General features: G+C 67.5%; 13 protein-coding genes. 3 read left to right on the top strand and 10 right to left on the bottom strand.

From position 1 onward, the window contains the following. Positions 1 to 94: 94 nt before the first annotated feature. The 5 genes from EO081_RS06120 to EO081_RS06100 are packed head-to-tail and all read right to left on the bottom strand — an operon-like array spanning position 95 to position 5,309. On the bottom strand, positions 95 to 1,537 hold the full coding sequence (locus EO081_RS06120) for an efflux transporter outer membrane subunit (RefSeq protein WP_129340981.1): 1,443 nt from the start codon (positions 1,535 to 1,537) through the stop codon (positions 95 to 97). After that, complete coding sequence (locus tag EO081_RS06115; RefSeq protein WP_129340980.1) at positions 1,534 to 2,469, bottom strand: efflux RND transporter periplasmic adaptor subunit; 936 nt, start codon at positions 2,467 to 2,469, stop codon at positions 1,534 to 1,536. The genes EO081_RS06120 and EO081_RS06115 overlap by 4 nt, the downstream gene beginning before the upstream one ends. Before the next feature lie 7 nt (positions 2,470 to 2,476). Continuing rightward, entirely contained in the window at positions 2,477 to 2,701 is a 225-nt protein-coding gene (locus EO081_RS06110; RefSeq protein WP_129340979.1) for a DUF1656 domain-containing protein, read from the bottom strand. Next, positions 2,698 to 4,731 (bottom strand): FUSC family protein, encoded by a 2,034-nt coding sequence (locus EO081_RS06105; RefSeq protein ID WP_165284524.1) that lies wholly within the window; start codon positions 4,729 to 4,731, stop codon positions 2,698 to 2,700. The genes EO081_RS06110 and EO081_RS06105 overlap by 4 nt, the downstream gene beginning before the upstream one ends. Beyond that, positions 4,728 to 5,309, bottom strand: a complete 582-nt coding sequence (locus EO081_RS06100) for a MarR family winged helix-turn-helix transcriptional regulator (protein ID WP_206364349.1) — start codon at positions 5,307 to 5,309, stop codon at positions 4,728 to 4,730. Before EO081_RS06100 ends, EO081_RS06105 begins: the two co-directional genes overlap by 4 nt. Before the next feature lie 62 nt (positions 5,310 to 5,371). Here EO081_RS06100 and EO081_RS06095 point away from each other — a divergent pair, with 62 nt between their 5' ends. Both EO081_RS06095 and EO081_RS06090 read left to right on the top strand, forming a co-directional pair. Further along, positions 5,372 to 6,208: an endonuclease/exonuclease/phosphatase family protein gene (locus EO081_RS06095; RefSeq protein WP_129340977.1), complete on the top strand. Its 837-nt coding sequence runs from the start codon at positions 5,372 to 5,374 to the stop codon at positions 6,206 to 6,208. A gap of 18 nt (positions 6,209 to 6,226) precedes the next feature. Beyond that, on the top strand, positions 6,227 to 7,732 hold the full coding sequence (locus EO081_RS06090) for an ABC1 kinase family protein (protein ID WP_129340976.1): 1,506 nt from the start codon (positions 6,227 to 6,229) through the stop codon (positions 7,730 to 7,732). On the opposite strand, the gene EO081_RS06085 is transcribed toward EO081_RS06090, so the two are convergent. The 4 genes from EO081_RS06085 to EO081_RS06070 all read right to left on the bottom strand — a co-directional run bounded on the left by EO081_RS06085 (position 7,729) and on the right by EO081_RS06070 (position 13,219). Beyond that, complete coding sequence (locus EO081_RS06085) at positions 7,729 to 8,979, bottom strand: DUF763 domain-containing protein (protein ID WP_129340975.1); 1,251 nt, start codon at positions 8,977 to 8,979, stop codon at positions 7,729 to 7,731. The two genes, EO081_RS06090 and EO081_RS06085, sit on opposite strands and share 4 nt — an antisense overlap. A 97-nt stretch (positions 8,980 to 9,076) precedes the next feature. Further along, on the bottom strand, positions 9,077 to 10,426 hold the full coding sequence (locus EO081_RS06080) for an FAD/NAD(P)-binding protein (RefSeq protein WP_129340974.1): 1,350 nt from the start codon (positions 10,424 to 10,426) through the stop codon (positions 9,077 to 9,079). Positions 10,427 to 10,430: 4 nt separating this feature from the next. Next, positions 10,431 to 10,676 carry a DUF6356 family protein gene (locus EO081_RS06075; protein WP_129340973.1) on the bottom strand — a complete coding sequence of 82 codons (246 nt, stop codon included), beginning with the start codon at positions 10,674 to 10,676 and terminating at the stop codon, positions 10,431 to 10,433. An 89-nt stretch (positions 10,677 to 10,765) separates the two neighbouring features. Next, the gene (locus EO081_RS06070) at positions 10,766 to 13,219 is read right to left on the bottom strand and encodes a TonB-dependent receptor plug domain-containing protein (RefSeq protein WP_129340972.1); all 2,454 of its coding nucleotides are present in this window, start codon (positions 13,217 to 13,219) and stop codon (positions 10,766 to 10,768) included. A 329-nt stretch (positions 13,220 to 13,548) separates the two neighbouring features. On the opposite strand from EO081_RS06070, the gene EO081_RS06065 reads away from it, so the two are divergent. Beyond that, positions 13,549 to 15,918 (top strand): GH92 family glycosyl hydrolase, encoded by a 2,370-nt coding sequence (locus EO081_RS06065; RefSeq protein ID WP_129340971.1) that lies wholly within the window; start codon positions 13,549 to 13,551, stop codon positions 15,916 to 15,918. Positions 15,919 to 15,999: 81 nt separating this feature from the next. Here the strand turns inward: EO081_RS06065 and EO081_RS06060 are convergent, their stop codons facing one another. Further along, complete coding sequence (locus tag EO081_RS06060) at positions 16,000 to 18,327, bottom strand: GH92 family glycosyl hydrolase (RefSeq protein ID WP_129340970.1); 2,328 nt, start codon at positions 18,325 to 18,327, stop codon at positions 16,000 to 16,002. Positions 18,328 to 18,345: the final 18 nt, after the last annotated feature.

Genomic DNA, 18,345 nt, shown 5'->3' with positions numbered 1-18,345 from the left:
AAATCCTCCCTTTTCTTTTCAGCCTAGCGGCATCGGTCCAGAGAGGCGACTGCAATTATCTTATATTTACGATGGAGCGCCTCCGGGCGCCGCTTCAGACGGCCGGCTGGGCCTGCCACCCGCCCCCCAGCGCCAGGAACAAGCGCACCTGGTCCGCCGCGATGCGGCTTTCCTGCGCCGCCAGCGCTTGTTCGGCAGAAATCAGGACGCGGTCGGCATCCAGGACTGGCAGAAAGCCTTGTCGGCCGGCACGGAACAGCGTCTGCGCGTCGCGCGCGGCCTGGGCAGCATGGCCCCGCGCATCCTCACGTTCGCGCCGCCGGTCGAGATCGCGCGCATAGACCGTGAGTGCCGTCTCCACTTCGCGCAATGCAGTGAGCACCACGCCGTCGAAGCGAGCATAGGCCGCATCCGCGTCGGCTTCGGCCATGCCGATGCGCGCGCGCACGCGCTTGCGGTTCGGGAACTCCCAGCTGATGAGCGGACCGATCCCGAACTTGAACGTGTCCGACGCAAGGAAGGACTCGGCGAGCCCGGCCGAGCCAAGCGAGGCGCCCAGCCTGATCTTGGGATACAGGTCCGCGGTCGCCACCCCGATCCGCGCAGTGGCGGCGCGCAGCAGCAGTTCCGCGCGCCGGACGTCGGGGCGGCGGCGCAGCAGCGCCGCGCCGTCCCCGATCGGGATGGGCCGGTCGAGCTGCGGTTCCCGACCGCAGGCCGCCACCTTGCGGTCGAACTCTGCCGGCGGCTTGCCGGTGAGGGTCGCCAGACGAAAGAGCGCTGTCTGCTTCTGGGCGATCAGCGTCGGCAGGTTGGCACGCACCTGCGCCTCCTGAGCCGTGGAGCGCGTCACGTCGAGCGTGCTGCCGCGTCCGCCGCGGACCAGCCGCCGGGTGAGCTCGGTGCTGCGTCGCTGCAGATCGAGGGCCTGCTGTACCACCCCGATCTCATGCCCGGCGGCACACGCCTCCACATAAGCCGCCGTCGTCTGCGCGACGACGGTGACGCGGGTGGCGTCATATGCCGCCTGTGTCGCCGCCACGTCGGCATCCGCCGCCTCGATGGCCCGGCGGATCTGGCCCGCCAGGTCGAGCTGGTAGTTCGCGGATGCCTCCAGGGAATAGACCCAGAAGGAGGGAAAAGCCTCACCCGGCATCAGCTCCTCCTGCGCGGAGGGCATGGCGCGGGAGATCCCTGCGCCGAGTTCGGTCCGCGGCTCGCGCGCATCCTCGGTGATGGTCCGTTGCGCCTGGGCGCGAGCGATGTTGGCCGCCGCTACGCGCAGGTCCGTGTTGGCGGCGATCGCCTCCGCAACCAGGCTGTCGAGCACCGGATCGCGGTACAGGCGCCACCAATCCTGCGGCACTGCGGTTTCGGCAAAGGCGGGCTCGTTCCCGCTCAGAAACGGAGCCTTGGCAGACGGCCGCTCGGCGATCGCCGCCTCGGGACGGTGATAGTTCGGTCCGACAGGCGCACAGGCCGCTGCCGCCACGCTGGCGAGGAGCGAAAGCAGCCTTCGGAGCATCAGCGGCCTCATGCGGTCTTCTCCGTGGCAGCGCGACGTTGCGGCGAGCCCGTGACGGTGCCGCGGCGAGAGCCCGCGGACGACTCGAGATGGACCACGTTCACCGTCGCGGTGCGGCCCACAACCAAGGACAGACCGGCCGGCACCCGGTCGAGCGCGATCCGCACGGGCACGCGCTGCGCCAGGCGCACCCAGTTGAAGGTCGGGTTGACGTTCGGGAGCAACTTGTCTCCCGCGGTACGATCGCGATCGTCCACGCCGCTGGCGATGCTCTGGACGTGGCCCTCGATCACCCGCTGCTCGCCCATCAGATGCACCTGCACCCGATCCCCGGCCGCGATCCGGGGAAGCTTCGTCTCTTCGAAATAGCCCACCGCATGGATGGACTTGCGGTCGATGATCGCAAACTCCGCACGACCAGCGGTGGCATAGTCGCCGGGCCGGAGGTCAAAGTTGGTGATGGTCCCGTCCACGCCGGAGCGGACCTCGGTGCGGGCGAGGTTGAGCCGCGCCGTCTCCAGCTGAACCTGCAGGCGGGCGAGTTCGGCCTGCAGCTGCTCGACCTTCGCGTCCCCCTGCTCGCGCTCCTCTGCCGGAACCAGGTCCCCCAGCACCCGGTTGCGGCGCGCCTCGCGCTGGGCCTGGGCGATCTGTACCCGCTGCGCCGCGATCGCTGCCTGTGCCTGCTTCACAGCCAGCTGGTAACGGGGCCGGTCGATGATGAACAAGGGCGTGCCCGCGTGCACCTCCTGGTCGTCATGCACCAGCACCTCGGTGACCAGGCCCGACACGTCGGGCGCGACCTGCACCACGTCGGCGCTGATGCGGCCGTCGCGAGTCCAGGGATCCTCCTCATAATGCCGCCACAAGGCCTCCCCGACGAAATAGGCGGCGAGAACGATGGCGAGGGTGATCAGGACGCGAAGGATGATGACGGGTTTCATGACGGTCTCAGAAGGAAAGCGCGAAGGGAGTGCCGTTCGACAAGGCGGCCGCGATCAGCCCCCACAGAACGACGACCAGGGCGAAGTCGAACAAGCCCCGGTGGAAGACGAAGCGATAGAAGCCGACACGGGCCAGGGCCCATTCGATCGGGAGCGACACCGCATAGGCGACGATCGCCGCGATCAGCAGCGGGTGAACATAGATGCCGTTGATGTCGATCTGGCCGTTCATGCGGCAAGGGCCTCCGGTTGCCAGGCGCTGGCGTCGGGAAAGAGATTGCGGCGCAGGCCGACAAGCGCGTGCAGCGTCGGCTCACGGCCGGGCATTTCGGTTGGCTCCTCGAGGACGAGCGCCAGTGCCGTGTCGATCTCCCCAAGCAGCATCAGCGGCGGACGCTCGCTTGCGCCATTGCCTAGCCGCCGGAAATGACGCCCCAACGTGGCGACCAGCCTCTCCATTTCGGCACGACCGGCACCCGCGGGGGTGGTTCGCGCCGCCTCCCGGACCTGAAGCACACCCAGGCCCACGCGCAGGTCGCGAAGCGCGTCGGTGCCGGCGAGCCTCAGGTCCGCGGCCGCGCGCGGCAGGCGCGGCAGGATCAGCCCCACCCGGTCGAGCATGCGGCTGGTCCAATCGGCCGGACTGCGGATCGCACGACCTTCCGCTGCATCGGCCAGGTCGCGCCAGCCGGCGCGCAGGACCCGCAGCACTGCAGCCGCGGGATCGAGCACGCGCACCAGCCGGGTGGCGAAGATCGCCGCCAGCACGCCGGCGCACAGCGCGAAGTTGCTGTTCACGAACGTCGCGAAGTCGGACGGCCCGTAATTGTTGTTGAGGGCCAGCCCTCCCGCGATCCCTACCACGAGCGGCATCGTGGCACCGGCAAGCGCGGGAAACGCGACGGCGACGCCGAGCGGCAGGAACAGCGGCGCAAGCGCCAGTGCCAGCAACGGGAAGCCGCTGATCATCGGCAGGATCGCGAACAGGTACAGACCCACGATCGGGATACCCGCCGCGGTGCCGTAGAGGAAACCGCGCTGCGCGACTGTCGGGTCATCCATGGCCGCGAAGAAGCAGCACATCACCGCCGCGATCATCGTTGCGGTTGCGCCGTCCGGCCAGCCGCTGAAGATCCAGAATGTCGCACAGCCGACGATCGCCAGCACAGTGGCGAAGGCGGACCGCAGCGCCAGCGCATGGTCCAGGTGGAACTTGCGCGGGCGTGCGGCCCGGATGGTCTGTCGCACCCCCTCCGGCAGCTTCTCGTCGGGGAAGCGGATCGCCCGCGCGAGCGAACGGATGGTTACAAGCAGGACGACGAGTTCTCCCAATCGCCCCGCCAGGTTCGCCTGGAGAAGTGCCTCCCAATCGTGCCGCCGCGCCGCGTCGCTCGAAAGCTGCTCGGCCCGGTCGCGCAGAGCGTCTGGATCGGCCGCGGCCGGATCCTTGACCCAACAGCGGACGTCCTCGACCAGTCGTTCGAGACGTTCCGGAAGGGCCCGCAGGCTCCGCAGCGTGATGATGCGGTCCTCCATCGCGGAAGCCATGGGCAGCAACAGCACCAGCCGGTCCTGGAGCGCCGCCAACGTGCCACGTTCGGGACGAACGCGGGCGGTGTCGTAGGGTAGATGGGTGCCGAGCAGATGGAGTTCGGTCGTGTCGTTCGCGAGCCGTCGGCGCTCGATTTCGGTTTCGGGCGTGACGATGCCGGCGAGGGCATCGGCGGTCCAGCGCTCCGCATCCGCCAGGATGTCGCGCAGGCGATCTCGCACCGCGTCGCCCACGCTCAGCGGGAACACGATCGAATGGAACAGCATCGCACAGAAGACGCCCAGCCCGATCTCCTGGGCGCGCAGAACTGCGGTGCCGAACACCTGCTCCGGGTGACCTGCGGCCGGGAAGCCGACAAAGGCGGCGGTATAGCCTGCCAGCATGAAGAGATAGGAGCGCGGGGTTCGGTCCAGCAGCGAGACGAACAGGCAGCCGCCGACCCACAGGGCCATCACGAGCGTCAGCAACACCGGCGCGTTCACGAACGCCGGCACCATCACCACCGCGGCGCCCGCCCCGACCGCGGTACCGATCAAGCGGAAGACGCCTTTGGAAACCGAGGCGCCGGACAGCGGCTGGCTCGCGATATACACGGTCACCATCGCCCAGAACGGGCGTTCCAGGCCAATCGCAAAGGAGAGAAAGAGCGCCAGCAACGCGCCTGCGAAGGCGTTGGCAGAGAACACCAGCTGGCGAACGCCGATCGTCATGCCGCCGGCGTTCCGTCCGCGCATTCCTGAAGCACGGCCGCGATCCGATCCATGACCCGCAACGCGGCCTCGACATCCCCGTCCGGGATCCCCGCGAAGACGCGATCGCGCAGCGTTGCCGAACGTTCCTCGACCTCTGCGGCGAGGCTTTGGCCCGTATCCGTGAGGTGCAGCGTTTTCGCGCGGCCGTCCTCCGGATCGGGTCGGCGGTCGATCAGCCCTGCCTGCAGCAACTGCTGGATCAACGGTACCAGCGAGGCTCCTTCCAGGCCCAATTCGTCCGCGAGCGTACCTTGCCGGCGGCCGCCGCCCATGCGGCCAATCAGCATCACCGCGAGCGCCGTGGTGTGCGACAACTCGAGCGAGGAGAGCCCCCTGTCGATGTAGCGCCGGTAGGCGCGCGCAAGGGGCATGAGGCGGTGCGTGAACGCGCGTTGCAGCTGTTGATCCGGCATGGGGTGCCAGATAGTTAGAAAGCTAACTAAGTGAAAGCCGTCCCAGCAACATTTTGTTGCAATGCGGCGTGAGGCGCTCGCCGGGCTCGAAGCGCGAGGAGGCGCATCGTCGATGACGGTCATGCTGTTGACGTGATCGCACCGCATCGGGAAACGACGAGAAACACTTGGGGAGAATGAGAGAGATGTCGATCCTGCGTCGGAGCATAGCCCTGTTCCTGCTCGCCACAGTCGCCGCGTGCGCGCCGGCTTCTTCGCTGCGGGTGATGACCTTCAACGTCCGGCTTTACTACGACGAGGGTCCGACGCGGTGGGAAGCGCGGCGCCCCGTGATGGTGGCGACGATCCGCGACACCCAGCCCGATGTGATCGGCACCCAGGAACTGCACCAGCGGCAGGGTGACGATCTGGTCCGTGCCCTGCCTCAATATCGGTGGTTCGGCCGTGATCGACGGGGCGCTCACGCGGATGAGCACATGGGCATCCTCTACCGTACCGACCGGCTCCGGCTGGTGACGCAGGGCGACTTCTGGCTGTCCGACACGCCCGAACAGCCCGGCAGCATGAGCTGGGGTACCGATTTGCCGCGCATGGCGACCTGGGGTGTGTTCGAGACTCTCGGCCGCAAGCCGCGCCGCTTCGTCTTCGTCGACACCCATTTGCCGCACCGGGACCAGGACGCGCAGGCGCGCGAGCGCGGCGCTGCCCTGATCCTGTCGCGCCTCCCCGCCATCGCCACGGACCTGCCGCTCGTCGTGGCGGGCGATTTCAACGCAGAACCGGACAGCGGCGTCTACGCTACCTTCTCCAGGGCCCTCACCGACGCCTGGACGGCCGCCCCGCGCAAGCAGGGTCCCGAGCTCACCTTCCACGACTTCACGGGCGTCGGGAAAAAGCGCATCGACTATCTCTTCGTCCGCGGCTTCCAGGTCAAGGACGCGACCGTGGACACCCATCACGAGGGCACCACCTATGCCTCCGACCACTTCCCGGTGATGGCGACGGTAGCGTTCGAGCGATAAGCGAACGGAGAGCCCGGCATGATCAAGACCCTGATGGTAGCCGCCCGCGATCGCGGGCGGCTTGCAGAGATCCTGCAGATCGCCTCGCGCTTCGGCCTCGGGGTCTTGCTTGCTCGGTTGGGTTTGGAGCGGAACGAAGGCGAGGTCGAGAATCCGCAGACGCTTCCGCGCCGCACGCGACTTGCGCTGGAGGCGCTGGGCCCCACCTTCGTCAAGCTCGGCCAGATCCTCGCCACGCGCGGCGACCTGCTGCCCCCGGAATGGATCGCGGAACTGGAGCACCTGCACAGCGGCGCTCCTACCCTGCCCTTCGAGACCCTGCGTCCCGCGGTGGAAGCGGCGCTCGGCCAATCCCCCGAGACTGCGTTCGCGTACTTTGATCCCGAGCCATTGGCGGCCGCCTCCATGGCACAGGTCCACCGCGCGACCTTGAAAGACGGCAAGCCCGTGGTTCTCAAGATCCGCCGGCCGGACATCCGTCCGCGCATGGAAGCCGACCTGCGGCTGATCGCCCAGCTAGCCTCGGCAGCGGAAGCCGCGAGTGCCGAGGCGAAGCGCTTCGCGCCCGCCGCCATGACGCGCCAGCTCGCCGAGGCCGTGCTGGAGGAACTCGACTTCACCGGGGAAGGCCGCAACGCCGACCGGCTCCGCGCCGACTTCGCAAGCGATCCGCGGGTGGTGGTGCCTGAGATCCACTGGGCCTGGACCTCCGAAGCGTTGCTGGTCATGGACTACATCGACGGGATCCCGCCGCGGGATGGCGACAGCTTGCTGGCAGGCGGCATCGATCCGGCGGAGATAGCGTCGCTGGGCGCCGACATCGTGCTCGACATGGTGTTGGTGAACGGGCGCTTCCATGCAGATCCGCACCCAGGCAACCTGCTGTGCCTACCCGGCAACCGGATCGCGTTGCTCGACCTCGGCATGATTGGCCATGTCTCCCCGCGGCGCCGCGAGGAGTTCATCGCCTTTACCCAGTCGCTGAACGCTGGGGATCCCGCCGCTTTGGCGGACGTCCTCGCGACCTGGTCCGCCGGCAGCGCCGTGCCGCGTGACCGCGTCCAGGCCGCAGCCGAGCGGTTGATCGTGCGTCATGGTGGCGGCCGTGTCGTCCTGAGCGCGATGGTTGCGGACTTTCTGCCGTTGATGCGCGACGAGGGCATGACGATGCCCCCCGACCTGCTGTTGATCTTCAAGGCGTTGGCGACGATCGATGGGGTGCTCACGGCGATCCAACCCGATTTCGATCTCTCGTCGGCGATGCAGCGTTCGTCGCTCCGGATCGCGCAGGCGCGGCTCTCGCCCGAACATTGGCTGCCCACGCTTCAGGCGCTCGCGTGGGAACTCAGCAAGATCGGGAGCGATGCCCCGCGATTGCTGCGCGCCGCGATCCGACGCCTCGAAGCGGAACCCGCGCAGGCGCCGCAGGATGCAGGAGCCGCAATCCTTGCGGGTTCGCGCTGGATCGGCGGCGCGATCATCGCCGGCGCGATGCTGATCGGTGGCGCGATGCTGCTGGCCTAACCCGCGACCGCCTCACCCGCAGACGGCGGTTCAAACCCGAAGACACTGCGGCCGCCATAGTCATGGCTTGAACGGCGTTCCTCAGCAATCAACGCTTCCACCGATGGACCGGTAGCATCCCTCTCCAGGCGCCGGGACTCCGCGTCCAGGCGGCGGATCGCCGCGAGTTCCTCGGTCGCTCCGAGCTTCGCCTTCACGACCGCGCGCTTCATGACCGCGATGCTCTGGTCGTAGACCCGCGTAGGGACCGGGAAGGGGTGACGATCCTTGCCCCCATGCGCGAGAGAGAAGCGCGCGGGATCGGTGAAGCGGCAAGGCGTGCCGTGTACCACCTCCGCCACCATCGCGAGCGCCTGCACCGTTCTTGCGCCGACCCGCGGCGACAGCAGCAGGTCGGCGAAATCGACCGGCGCGCGATCTGCCGCGGCGCAAAGATTGCCGTGGAGCCGCCGTGCGACGATGTCTTCGGCCCGCACCTCATGATGATCCGGCATCACCAGGTGCGGCAGCAGGCCCTGTGCCGGCGCAGCGGGCTCGACGGGCTGCATCCGAGCCAACTCCCGCACGATCCCGTCCGGACCGAGTGTCGCGAGCACATCCAGCTGGCGCTGCCGGGAGGGTGCCGCGCGGCGGTCGGCCAGATTGACGATCATCCCCTGCCCCCGTCCCTCGATGGCAGCATGGGGAGCATCGACGAAGCTGGTGATCCCCTCTGACAACCAGTGGTACCGGCGTGCCTGTCTGCGATCCCCGTTCATTCCTTGCTGCACCACCACCCAGCGTCCGTCGTCGGTGACGATGAAGCCGTGCAGATAGAGGTCGAACCCGTCCTGCACCGCGGCACTGTCGACTTTGGCGACGAGCCGGCTGGCCTGACCCAGCGCTCCGCCATCCAGGCCCACCCGCTCACCGACTGCCGCGAGCTCGGACGGCGTGCCCCGGGAATGGCGCCCACGGCCGCCGCAGACGTGGATCCCGAGTTCGCCGGAAAGCGGTGCCAGCCCGCGCTTGAGCGCTCCCAGGACGCTCGTGGTGATGCCGGAGGAATGCCAATCCATCCCCATCACCGCCCCGAACGACTGGAACCAGAACGGGTGCGCCAGCCGCCGGAGCAGTTCGTCGCGGCCATATTCGTGAACGATCGCCTCGACGATGACCGCGCCGAGCTTCGTCATCCGCTGGCCGAGCCAAGCCGGCACCCTGCCGCCGTGCAGCGGCAGATCGGCGCTTCCGGCACGGCGCGTCACCGGCAGGTACTCGGAAAGTGCAGGGAGACGTGAGCGAGCATGCCACCACCGTAGCATGTCAAGAACGAACGCGGAACAGCCTCGCTCCCGGCAGGAGCTACAAGCCCTCCCCGCCCACCCAATGCGCGTTCGACAGCCGCCGCGCCACGTCCCAGGTCTGGCGGCGGATATCCGGCACCGCGACGATCTCCCAGAAGGCGCCACGTGTCATCGGGCCGAGTGCGAACAGCCGTTCGCTCGCCGAGCCGTCGGCCCGCACCACCTGGCCGCTGACCGTGACGTCGAGACCCAGATGCTCCGGGTCCGGACGCACCGCGCCGCGATCGACCAGGCTGCGCAACAGCGGTTCGCTGGTACGCAGCAGATCACCTTGAGGGCCGGTGCAGTTGATGATGCGTTGAACCTGGAGCCGCTGTTCCGCCTCTTCCCCGCGCGGCCGGTAGCGGACGGCGACGCCTTCGCCGACCTCCTCGAACCCGAGCGTCTTGCCGGTGATCACGTCCAATCGCCCGCTCGCCTGCAGATCGGCCAGCCGGTCCGCGACCGCGGGAGCGAGCCGGTGGCGGTGCACGTCCCACCATGGGCGCAGGTGCCGCAGGAACCGTGCGCGCTCAGCCACCGTCGCCTGCGCCCACAGCGCCTGCGTGTAGGGGCGTAGCTCATCAACGGCGTTCCGCCAGCCGACCTCCTGGGCACGCTCGCGTACGCTGTACACCAGCTTCGCCCCGGTCTCTGCGGGCTTCTCGACGATCTTTTCCCAAACAGCGGGGGCGGCATGCCGCCGCGGCAGCAGCCCTCGCCGTGAGAGTGCAACGATGCGGCCCGTAAAGCCGCGCGCGTCGAGCATCAGCACGACGTCGACCATGGTCAGGCCGGTGCCAACGACCAGGACGGTATCCTCGCCGGAAAGTCCCGCTCCGACGCCGGGCTCCCAGGGATCGCCCTTGTAGCGCTCCGTCGAAAGCGCAGCCGGATCCAGGCCAGGCGGCGAATGGGGCGGCAGGTTGCCGACGGCGAGCACTGCTGCATCGGCAACGATGTTCGAGCCATCCGCCAGCTGCACGCGGACGTCGCCGTTCTCGAGGATATCGAGCGTGTCGCCCTGGACAATCCGCAGCCGGTCACCGGCGCGGGCCTGCGCCTCGTCGAGCAGCTCGCGGAGATAGGTGCCGTAGGTCAGCCGCGGCACGAAGGCCGCGGGTGCGTCCGGGACACCGCGCCGCTCCAACCAGCGCACGAAATGATCCGGCTCGTCCGGGAAGGCGCTCATGTTCGAAGCGCGGACGTTGAGGACATGGCTCGGATGCGCGGCGCCATAGGCGAGCCCGAGGCCGGGACGGGGCGCACGCTCGATCAGGGTTGCGCGGGGCCCCCCGTGGCGCAGCAGGTTGATCGCCTGCAGCGTGCCGGAGAAGCCCGCGCCGACGATCGCGACATGACGGATCACGCGCTCAGATCTCGTAGACCAGCGCGGAACCTTCGGCTGCCGCCGCGGCATTGCGGCGGGTCATCTCGGCATGCAGCTGCCGCACTGTGTTGCTTCCGGTGCGGGTGAACCAGGCGGGAACCAGGGCGTGTACAAGACAGGCCGCGCCGCCTTTCAGCATTGCGAGGCCGAAATGCGTCGCCGTACGCGCATGTTCGGCATAGCTTTCCCCGACGCTGCGGGGATGATCCGTGAACAGCCGCCCGATCATCACCTACTCCCACTCCGTTGATGGGAGAAGCGCATAGGGCGGCTGTACGGTTCCGCCAAGCCGGGCGCGCAGCCCGGCCCGGCAGGGGCTCACCAGTTGAAACCGGCGCGCGCGTAGAGATACCGCCCGTTGAAGCCGAACGGCGAGTAGTAGGGGAAGCCCAGCACGCCGGTGCTGTTGTTCGCCGGGATGATGCGATCCGGGTAGACGTCGAACAGGTTGTTCACGCCCAGGGCGAACTGCGCACCCTTGGTCGCTTGATAGCGAAGCTCCAGGTCGGTGATCGCGCGCTTGCCGGTGTGCACGTCGTTCGCCTCAGTCGAGCCCGGCTGGGTGACGTCGCCATAGTAAGTGACGCGCGCCAGGGCGCCGAGTTGGTCGAGCGACCAGTCGATCGTGCCGGTCACCTTCTCACGCGGAGTGCCCTCCTCCAGCGACAGGATGCGGGTTCGGGCAAACAGCGTCGGCGCCGGGTCGAGGGTCGACGTGGTGGTCGGCACCCGGGTCACCTTCACGTCATTGATGTTGCCGGCGAGCGTGAAGTCGAAGCTGCCGGCGGCCGCAGTCCGCAGGCGATAATGCGCGACCGCATCGATGCCCTTGGTGGTCGAAGCCAAACCGTTGATGAAGAAGCGCGCCGCCTGCACGCCGTCCGGTAGCAGTCGTGCCACCTCCGGGTTGTAGCTGGGCGTGCCGGGCGTCCCGGCGCTGATATTCTCGGAAAGGCCGATCTGGTCGCGGATGTGGATGCGATAGGCGTCCACCGTCAAGTCGAAGCCGCCGGCGCGAACCACGAAGCCCGCCGAAAGATTGGTCGACTTCTCGGCATCGAGCGGCAGTCCGCCGAGCGCCCGGGCAACCGGATCCACCGACGGATAGGTCCCGGTCTGCACCGGCACGCCGTTCTGCACCACCTGTGCGATCTGCGTGAAATACTGCTGCTGCAGCGACGGTGCGCGGAAGCCGGTCGAAGCGGTGCCGCGAAGCGCAAGCCAGTCCGCCACGTCATAGCGCGCCGACAGCTTGCCGTTCACGGTTGAGCCGAAATCCGAATACTTCTCTGCACGCCCGGCGATGCCAAGCAGCAGCTTGTCGGTCACCTGCGCTTCCACATCGGCATAGATGCTGCCGTTGCGGCGGCTGCGCTCGATCTCGTTCAGGGGCGAAAAGCCGCCGAAGCCCTGCGCTCCCGGGGCTGCACCGCCCGCATAATCCGGCGTCGGATAACCGTAGGAAGCAAGCTCGCCCGCCTCGATCTTGTAGCCCTCGCGGCGCCCCTCGACGCCGAAGGCGACGTTGAGCGACTGGAAGACGTCGAAGCTGCGCGCGACATCCAGGCCGGCGACCCACTGATCGTAGACCAGTGCGCCATCGTAGAAGTCGGTCGGCGTCTCGGCACCATAGGAGAAGTTCGCCGAGTTGCGCGTGCGGAACTCGATCTCGTTGCGCCCGTAGCTGACGTTCAGGTCCAGGTTCCACCCGCCGACTTCGCCCTTCACGCCCACCGCCGAGTTGAGGTCGCGCGACTTGCTGTTGATCAGCGGAAGAAAGCCGTCGGGGTAGATGGAGGCGGCATTGCTGTACCCGGACGTGACGCCCGGCAGTCGCGGAAAGGCCGCGCTTTCGGATTCCCGGTTCTGATAGCCGGCCCAGCCGTAGAGCTGGAAAGTCTCGCCGAGTGAGGTCCCTGCATTGGCGAAGATGGAATATTGATCCACCTCGGGATCCCCATAGCGGCCGGTGATGCGGCTCGGCGTCACGCGCGGATCATAGTCCGCGCGGTTGGTCGGCTCGCGCTTGGTATATTCGCCCGAAAGGGTGAGGAAACCGTCGCTGCCGAAGCCGATGCCCTGCCAAAGCGAAGCCGTCACCGTCGGCTCACCGGTGGTGTGACGGCTGCCGCGGGCAGTGTCGATCTGGGTATCGTAGAAGCCGTAGGTCACCGACGCGCCGCCACCTTCGCGGGCCTCCCGCAGGCGCAGGTTGACGACACCAGCGATCGCATCCGATCCATATTGTGCAGATGCGCCGTCACGCAGCACTTCGATGCGATCGAGCGCCGTTACCGGGATGGTGTTCAGGTCGACTGCGGCAGAGCCGCGCCCCACGGTGCCGTTGGTGTTCAGGAGCGCGGACGTATGGCCGCGCACCCCGTTGATCAGCACGAGAGTCTGGTCGGGCGACAGCCCCCGCAGCGTCGCCGGGCGGATGGCGTCGGTTCCGTCGTTCGCCGCCGGACGCGGGAAGTCGATCGAAGGCGCAACCGCGGCAAGCGCCGCACCGAGCTCGGTCGTTCCCTGGCGCTGGAGGCTCGCGGCGCTCAGCACGTCCACGGGCGAAGCGCTGTCGAGCCGCGTGCGACCTTCCGCACGGGTACCGGTCACGATGATCTCGTTCCCTTCGTCCGCTGGCGTCGAGGCGCCCGCAGTAGGGGCGTTTTCCGCCCCATCGGCCGGGGTGGCAGCTTGCTGGGCGCCCGCGGGCACGGAAGCAAGTGCAAGAAGGGACACGGTAAGCAGGCCTGCTGCGCGAAGACGAGACATGGGAACCCCTTTGTTGATCACCGCGCCGACAGGCCGGGTGACACGATGCGGAGGCACCTCTCGTGGAGCAAAGAGGCACCCAGCGGGGCCTCTCCGTTGGGCGGCCCTGCGAGTGGTGTCCCTAGACCCGTCTGGCGGCGCGGTGGCGCGATACCTGCTATCGAACCCGCAAGCTTTTCTTTGAATTCCCAGAGCGATGACGGGATTTCAGAGGTTGACCAGAATTATTTGACAATATGTTTTATTTAATGGACGCTGCTCCGGTCGGGCCTTTTTGAAGCCGAACACGGCCGTCCCGATTGCGAGAATGCCGAAACGGGGAGGTTTCCATGCGCGTCCGAACTTCGTCATCCGTCTGGCGCGGAAAACTCGGCCGCAGCCTCCTGGCGACTGCCGCGATGCTGATCGGCGGCGACGTGGCTGCGATCGCACATTCGAACGGACGCGAGCCGGTGGACGAGGCCAATCCCCTCGTTGGCACCGCCCCGCTGGATCGCAAGGAGCTGATCGGGAACGCCCCGCCCCCCGGCGAGCCGCTATATTCCGGGATCACCTCCCCAGGTGCGCGCCTTCCGCACGGCGCCGTCGAGGCAGCGCCGGTCAACGTCAATATCGAACACACCTATCCCACCGGTGTCGCGACCCCTTATTATTACCCGAACCCCACCATGGTCGGGTTCACCGGGGGTGGCGGCGCCACCTACGGGGGCGGCGCCCAGCCGATCCTGATGCCAATCGTCGGCGACTGGACCGTTCCCCCCGTCTACACCCAGTCCTCCTATGACAAGGCCAAGGAAGTCGCTGCGCCGGGCTATTACTCGGTCTACCTCGACAGTTTCCGAACGCGCGCGGAGCTGACCGCCAGCCAATGGACCAGCTTGATGCGGTTCACCTTTCCGACCACGGATCGCGCCCACATCATCCTCAACCTCCCGTTGCGAGGCGGTGAGGTGGAGATCGTCGGCGACCGTATGGTTCGCGGCATCGCTGCCCGGCGCGGTGATCACGACGCTCCGGACGGACGCTATTTCGTCGCGGAGTTTTCCCACCCCTTCTCCCGGTTCGGCACCTTCCGGAAGTCCGCTGGCGACAACCGGGGCTATGGGATCGGCGACAAGGACGTGGTGCCCGATGCCCGCCGGATCGAGGGCAGCTATGCCGGCACATACCTGGATTTCACGGCGCGTGCGGATGCCCCGATCCTGGTTCGGATGGCCCATGGGCCCAGCTACGCCGACGCCGAGCGGCGCCTGCGTGCCGAGAACGTGGGCTGGGACTTCGACAGCATGCGTGCGCAGGCACGGGAGGCCTGGGGCCGGCTGCTGAACAAGGTCCAGGTAACCGGCGGCACACCCAAGCAGCGGATGCTCTTCTACTCCACGCTGTTCCAGTCCTTTGCGAGCCCGCGCCTGATGGCGCGGAAGGGCGAGAATTTCGCCGACAGCAAAGGCAGGATGCAGACGGCGACTTACGATCGATACGGTCCGGTGCCCTTCTGGGACACGGGCAGGAACCAGATCGTGCTGCTGGAGCTGCTCGAGCCGGAAGTCGTACGCGACATCATGCAGTCCGAGCTCGACATGGCCCGCGAGCGCGGGTTCATGAACACCTCCTTCCATGGCGACAACGCCGTGTTCCTGTACCTCGGTGCGGCGCGGCGGGGCATCCCGTTCGACTATGCGGCCGCCTATGAGTTCCTCCGCCGCAACGCCACGGACCCCAAGGGCCCCCGTGGTTACCTGGCCGAGTATCAGAAGAACGGCTGGATCTCCGACATCGTGCCGGAGGAGAATCCCAGCCCTCCCTATTCGGGCGGCAAGGCAGGCACCGCCAAGACCCTGGAATATGCCTGGGACGATCACGCGATGGCCGAACTGGCCGAAATGCTCGGGCACCCGGACGATGCCCGGCTGTTCCGCACGCGTGCCGCCAATTACCGCAACGTCTTCGATCGCACGACGGGCTTCATGCGCGGCCGCACCGCCGACGGTTCCTGGATCGCGCCGTTCGACCCGCAGGAGCCCTACTATAACTTCATGATGAAGGAGGCGTCCGGCTGGTCGACGCTGTGGCTTGTGCCGCATGACGTGCAGGGTCTCTCCGACCTGCTGGGAGGACGCGACGCGTTCAACGCCAAGCTCGATCAGTTCTTCAGCACGCCCTACACACCGAAGGGGATCTGCCGCGACTGCACAGGGATGGTCGGCCAGTACGTCCACGGCAACCAGCCGGACCAGCAGGCACCGTTCCTCTACGCCTGGAGCGGCCAGCCCTGGAAGACCCAGGCGCTGTCCCGGCGCATCCTCGACACGCTCTACGGCAGCGATGCCTCCGGCTATGGCTATGCCGGGATGGACGACCAGGGCGCGACGTCCTCCTGGTACGCGCTGACGGCGATGGGCTTCTATCCGGTCGATCCGTCAAGCGACGTGTACATCCTGTCGAGCCCTCTCTTCGACAGCGTGAAGCTGCAGATGGGCAACGGCAAGGCATTGGAGATCGTGGCGCGCAACAACTCGGCCACCAACCTCTACATCCAGTCGGCGACCCTGAACGGACGTACCTGGACGAAGCCGTGGTTTCGCCATGCCGATGTGAAGGATGGGGCGACGCTCGTCCTCACCATGGGCGCACGGCCGAACCCGAAGTGGGGCAGCGGCCCCGCCGACGTGCCCCCGTCGATGAGTTCGGCTCCCTGAACCAGGTTCCGCTGGCCCCCTCCCCTCTGCCCAGCGGCAACATTACCCCGGAAGATGCCATCGCATCTTCCGGGGCCTTTTTTATCCGGCAGCGGTGCGTCCGAAGGAGGGCGGCCGATCGGCTTTGGCGGTCCCGAACCGCGAGGGCCTCGGCCCCATCTCGAACTCCAGGCTGCCGCCCTTCTGCAACTCAGCGTGCGAGATCCAGTTGCGGCTCCAGCGCTTGCCGTTCCAGCGCACCGACTGGACATAGGGGTTCCCCGGCGCGTTGCCGGTCGCCCGCACCCGCAGCGTCCGGCCCTCTCCGACCGAAACTTCCGCCTCGTCGAACAGGGGCGAGCCGAACACGTAGAGGGCACTCACCGGGTCGACCGGATAGAAGCCGAGCGCACTGAACACGAACCATGCGCTCATCTGGCCGCAGTCGTCGTTGCCGATGACGCCGTCCGGATCGTCCTTGTACATCTCGGTCAGCAGCCGGCGCACCATCGCCTGGGTCTTCCACGGCGCGCCTGCAAAGGCGTAGAGATAGGCGGCGTGGTGCGTCGGCTCGTTGCCATGGGCATATTGCCCGACCAATCCGGAAATGTCGGGCGGCGCGTTGTCCGGCAGGGTGGAAGGCGCGTTGAAGAAGCTGTCGAGCTTCTTCTCGAACGCCGCATCTCCGCCGACATGCTCGATCAAGCCATAGACGTCGTGCTGGTTCAGGAACGTCGCCTGCCAGCCGTTCGCCTCGGTATAATCCCGCCACCACGGTTTGGGCATGTGCCCGATCTGGACGGGGTCGTATGCCTCCCACCACTTTCCGTCGGAGAACTTCGGCCGGGCAAACCCGATCGAGGCGTCCAGCACGTTGCGGTAGTTGCGGCTCCGCGCACGCAGGGCCGTGGCATCCTCGGCCGCGCCCGCCGCCTCGGCAAGAACCGCCATCGCCCAGTCGTCGTACGCATATTCCTGCGTGCGGCTGACCGACTCCCAAACCTTGTCGGCCGGAATATAGCCGAGCTGATAGTAATGCTCGCGGCCAAGCGAAGCGTCGCTGTCCTTGAAGCTGGGGTCGAACGCCCGCCGACGGATGTTCGGCCAAGCAGCCGCATAGTCCGCCTCGATCCCCTTCACCTTCGCCTCGGCCATCACCGAAACCGAGTGCCAGCCGATCATGCAGCCGGTCTCTACCCCCTGGAGCGGCCATACCGGCGGGCCATAGGGGCTCTCGGCGGTCTGCCGGATCAGGTCGCGGGTGAACATTTCAGCGCGTTCCGGCTGAACCAGCGTCATCAACGGGTGAAGCGCGCGATAGGTGTCCCAGAGCGAGTAGGTGCTGAACGCCGGCGAGTCCGCGGTGGTCTGGTGCACCTCCCGGTCGAGGCCGACATAGCGGCCGTCGCGATCCGTGAAGAGCGTAGGCGCCAGAAACGCATGGTAGAGCGCGCTCGTCAGGATCGTGCGCTGCGCCTCGGTGCCGCCCTTCACCCGCACGCGCTGCAGTTCGTTCGCCCAGGTCTGGCGCGCCTTGGCGCAGATGCCGTCGAAGTCCCAGCCGGGGACCTCGGCCGCCAGCGCCGCCCGCGCGCCCTCCTGCGCCACCGCCGAAAGGCCGGTCTTGATCAGGATCGGCTCGCCGCCGGCATCGTCGAAGAACAGCGCGACCTTGAGCTTGCCGCCCGTGACGCCGCTCGCACCCTTGGGCGCCGGCTTGTCATCGTCCCCAAAGAACTCGATGCGGTCCGGCTTGCGGGACAACTGCATCGCGAAGTGGATGTGCCGTCCCTTGGCCCACCGGTTCACCTGACGGCTGCCGGTCAGCACGCCGTCGGCACCCCAGGCGAGCGACGCATTCTCGAGCAGGACCCCCTTATCCCAGACGTCGAGGATCATGTGCGTGAAGTCGACGAGGATATGCCCCGGCCCCGCCGGGAAGCGATGGCGGCCGATGCCGCACCGCTCGGTCACCGTGAGCTCGCTCAGCACCCCGGATTCGAGGCGAACCCGATAATAGCCGGGCTCCGCATATTCATCGGAGAAGCGCTGCCGATAGCCGAGGTCCGCATCGCCGAGCTTGCCCGGCTTGAGCTTGAGCGGACCCCGGGTCGGCACCACCAGAACGTCGAGCATGTCGCCGATGCCGGTGCCCGACAGGTGCGTGTGGCTGAACCCCATGATCGAGCCATCGGTCCGGTGGTAGCCCGAGCACGCGTCCCAGCGGGAGTTGTCGGTGTCCGGGCTCAGCTGCGCCATCCCGAACGGCAGCGACGCGCCCGGAAAGGTATGGCCGTGCCCCCCGGTGCCGACGAACACATCCGCCTTGCCGGCAGCGGGCGCCTGTGCCCAGCCGACGCCCGGCACCGCGCCGCCCAATGCGGCGAGGCCACTGCCGGCAAGCATCTTCCGGCGACTGGTAACGATCATGACAAGTTCCTCAGGGGG

It is taken from the genome of Sphingomonas desiccabilis (genome assembly GCF_004135605.1).
GTDB classification, from domain to species: Bacteria; Pseudomonadota; Alphaproteobacteria; order Sphingomonadales; family Sphingomonadaceae; genus Sphingomonas; species Sphingomonas desiccabilis.
This window is presented reverse-complemented; position numbering and strand designations above follow the sequence as displayed.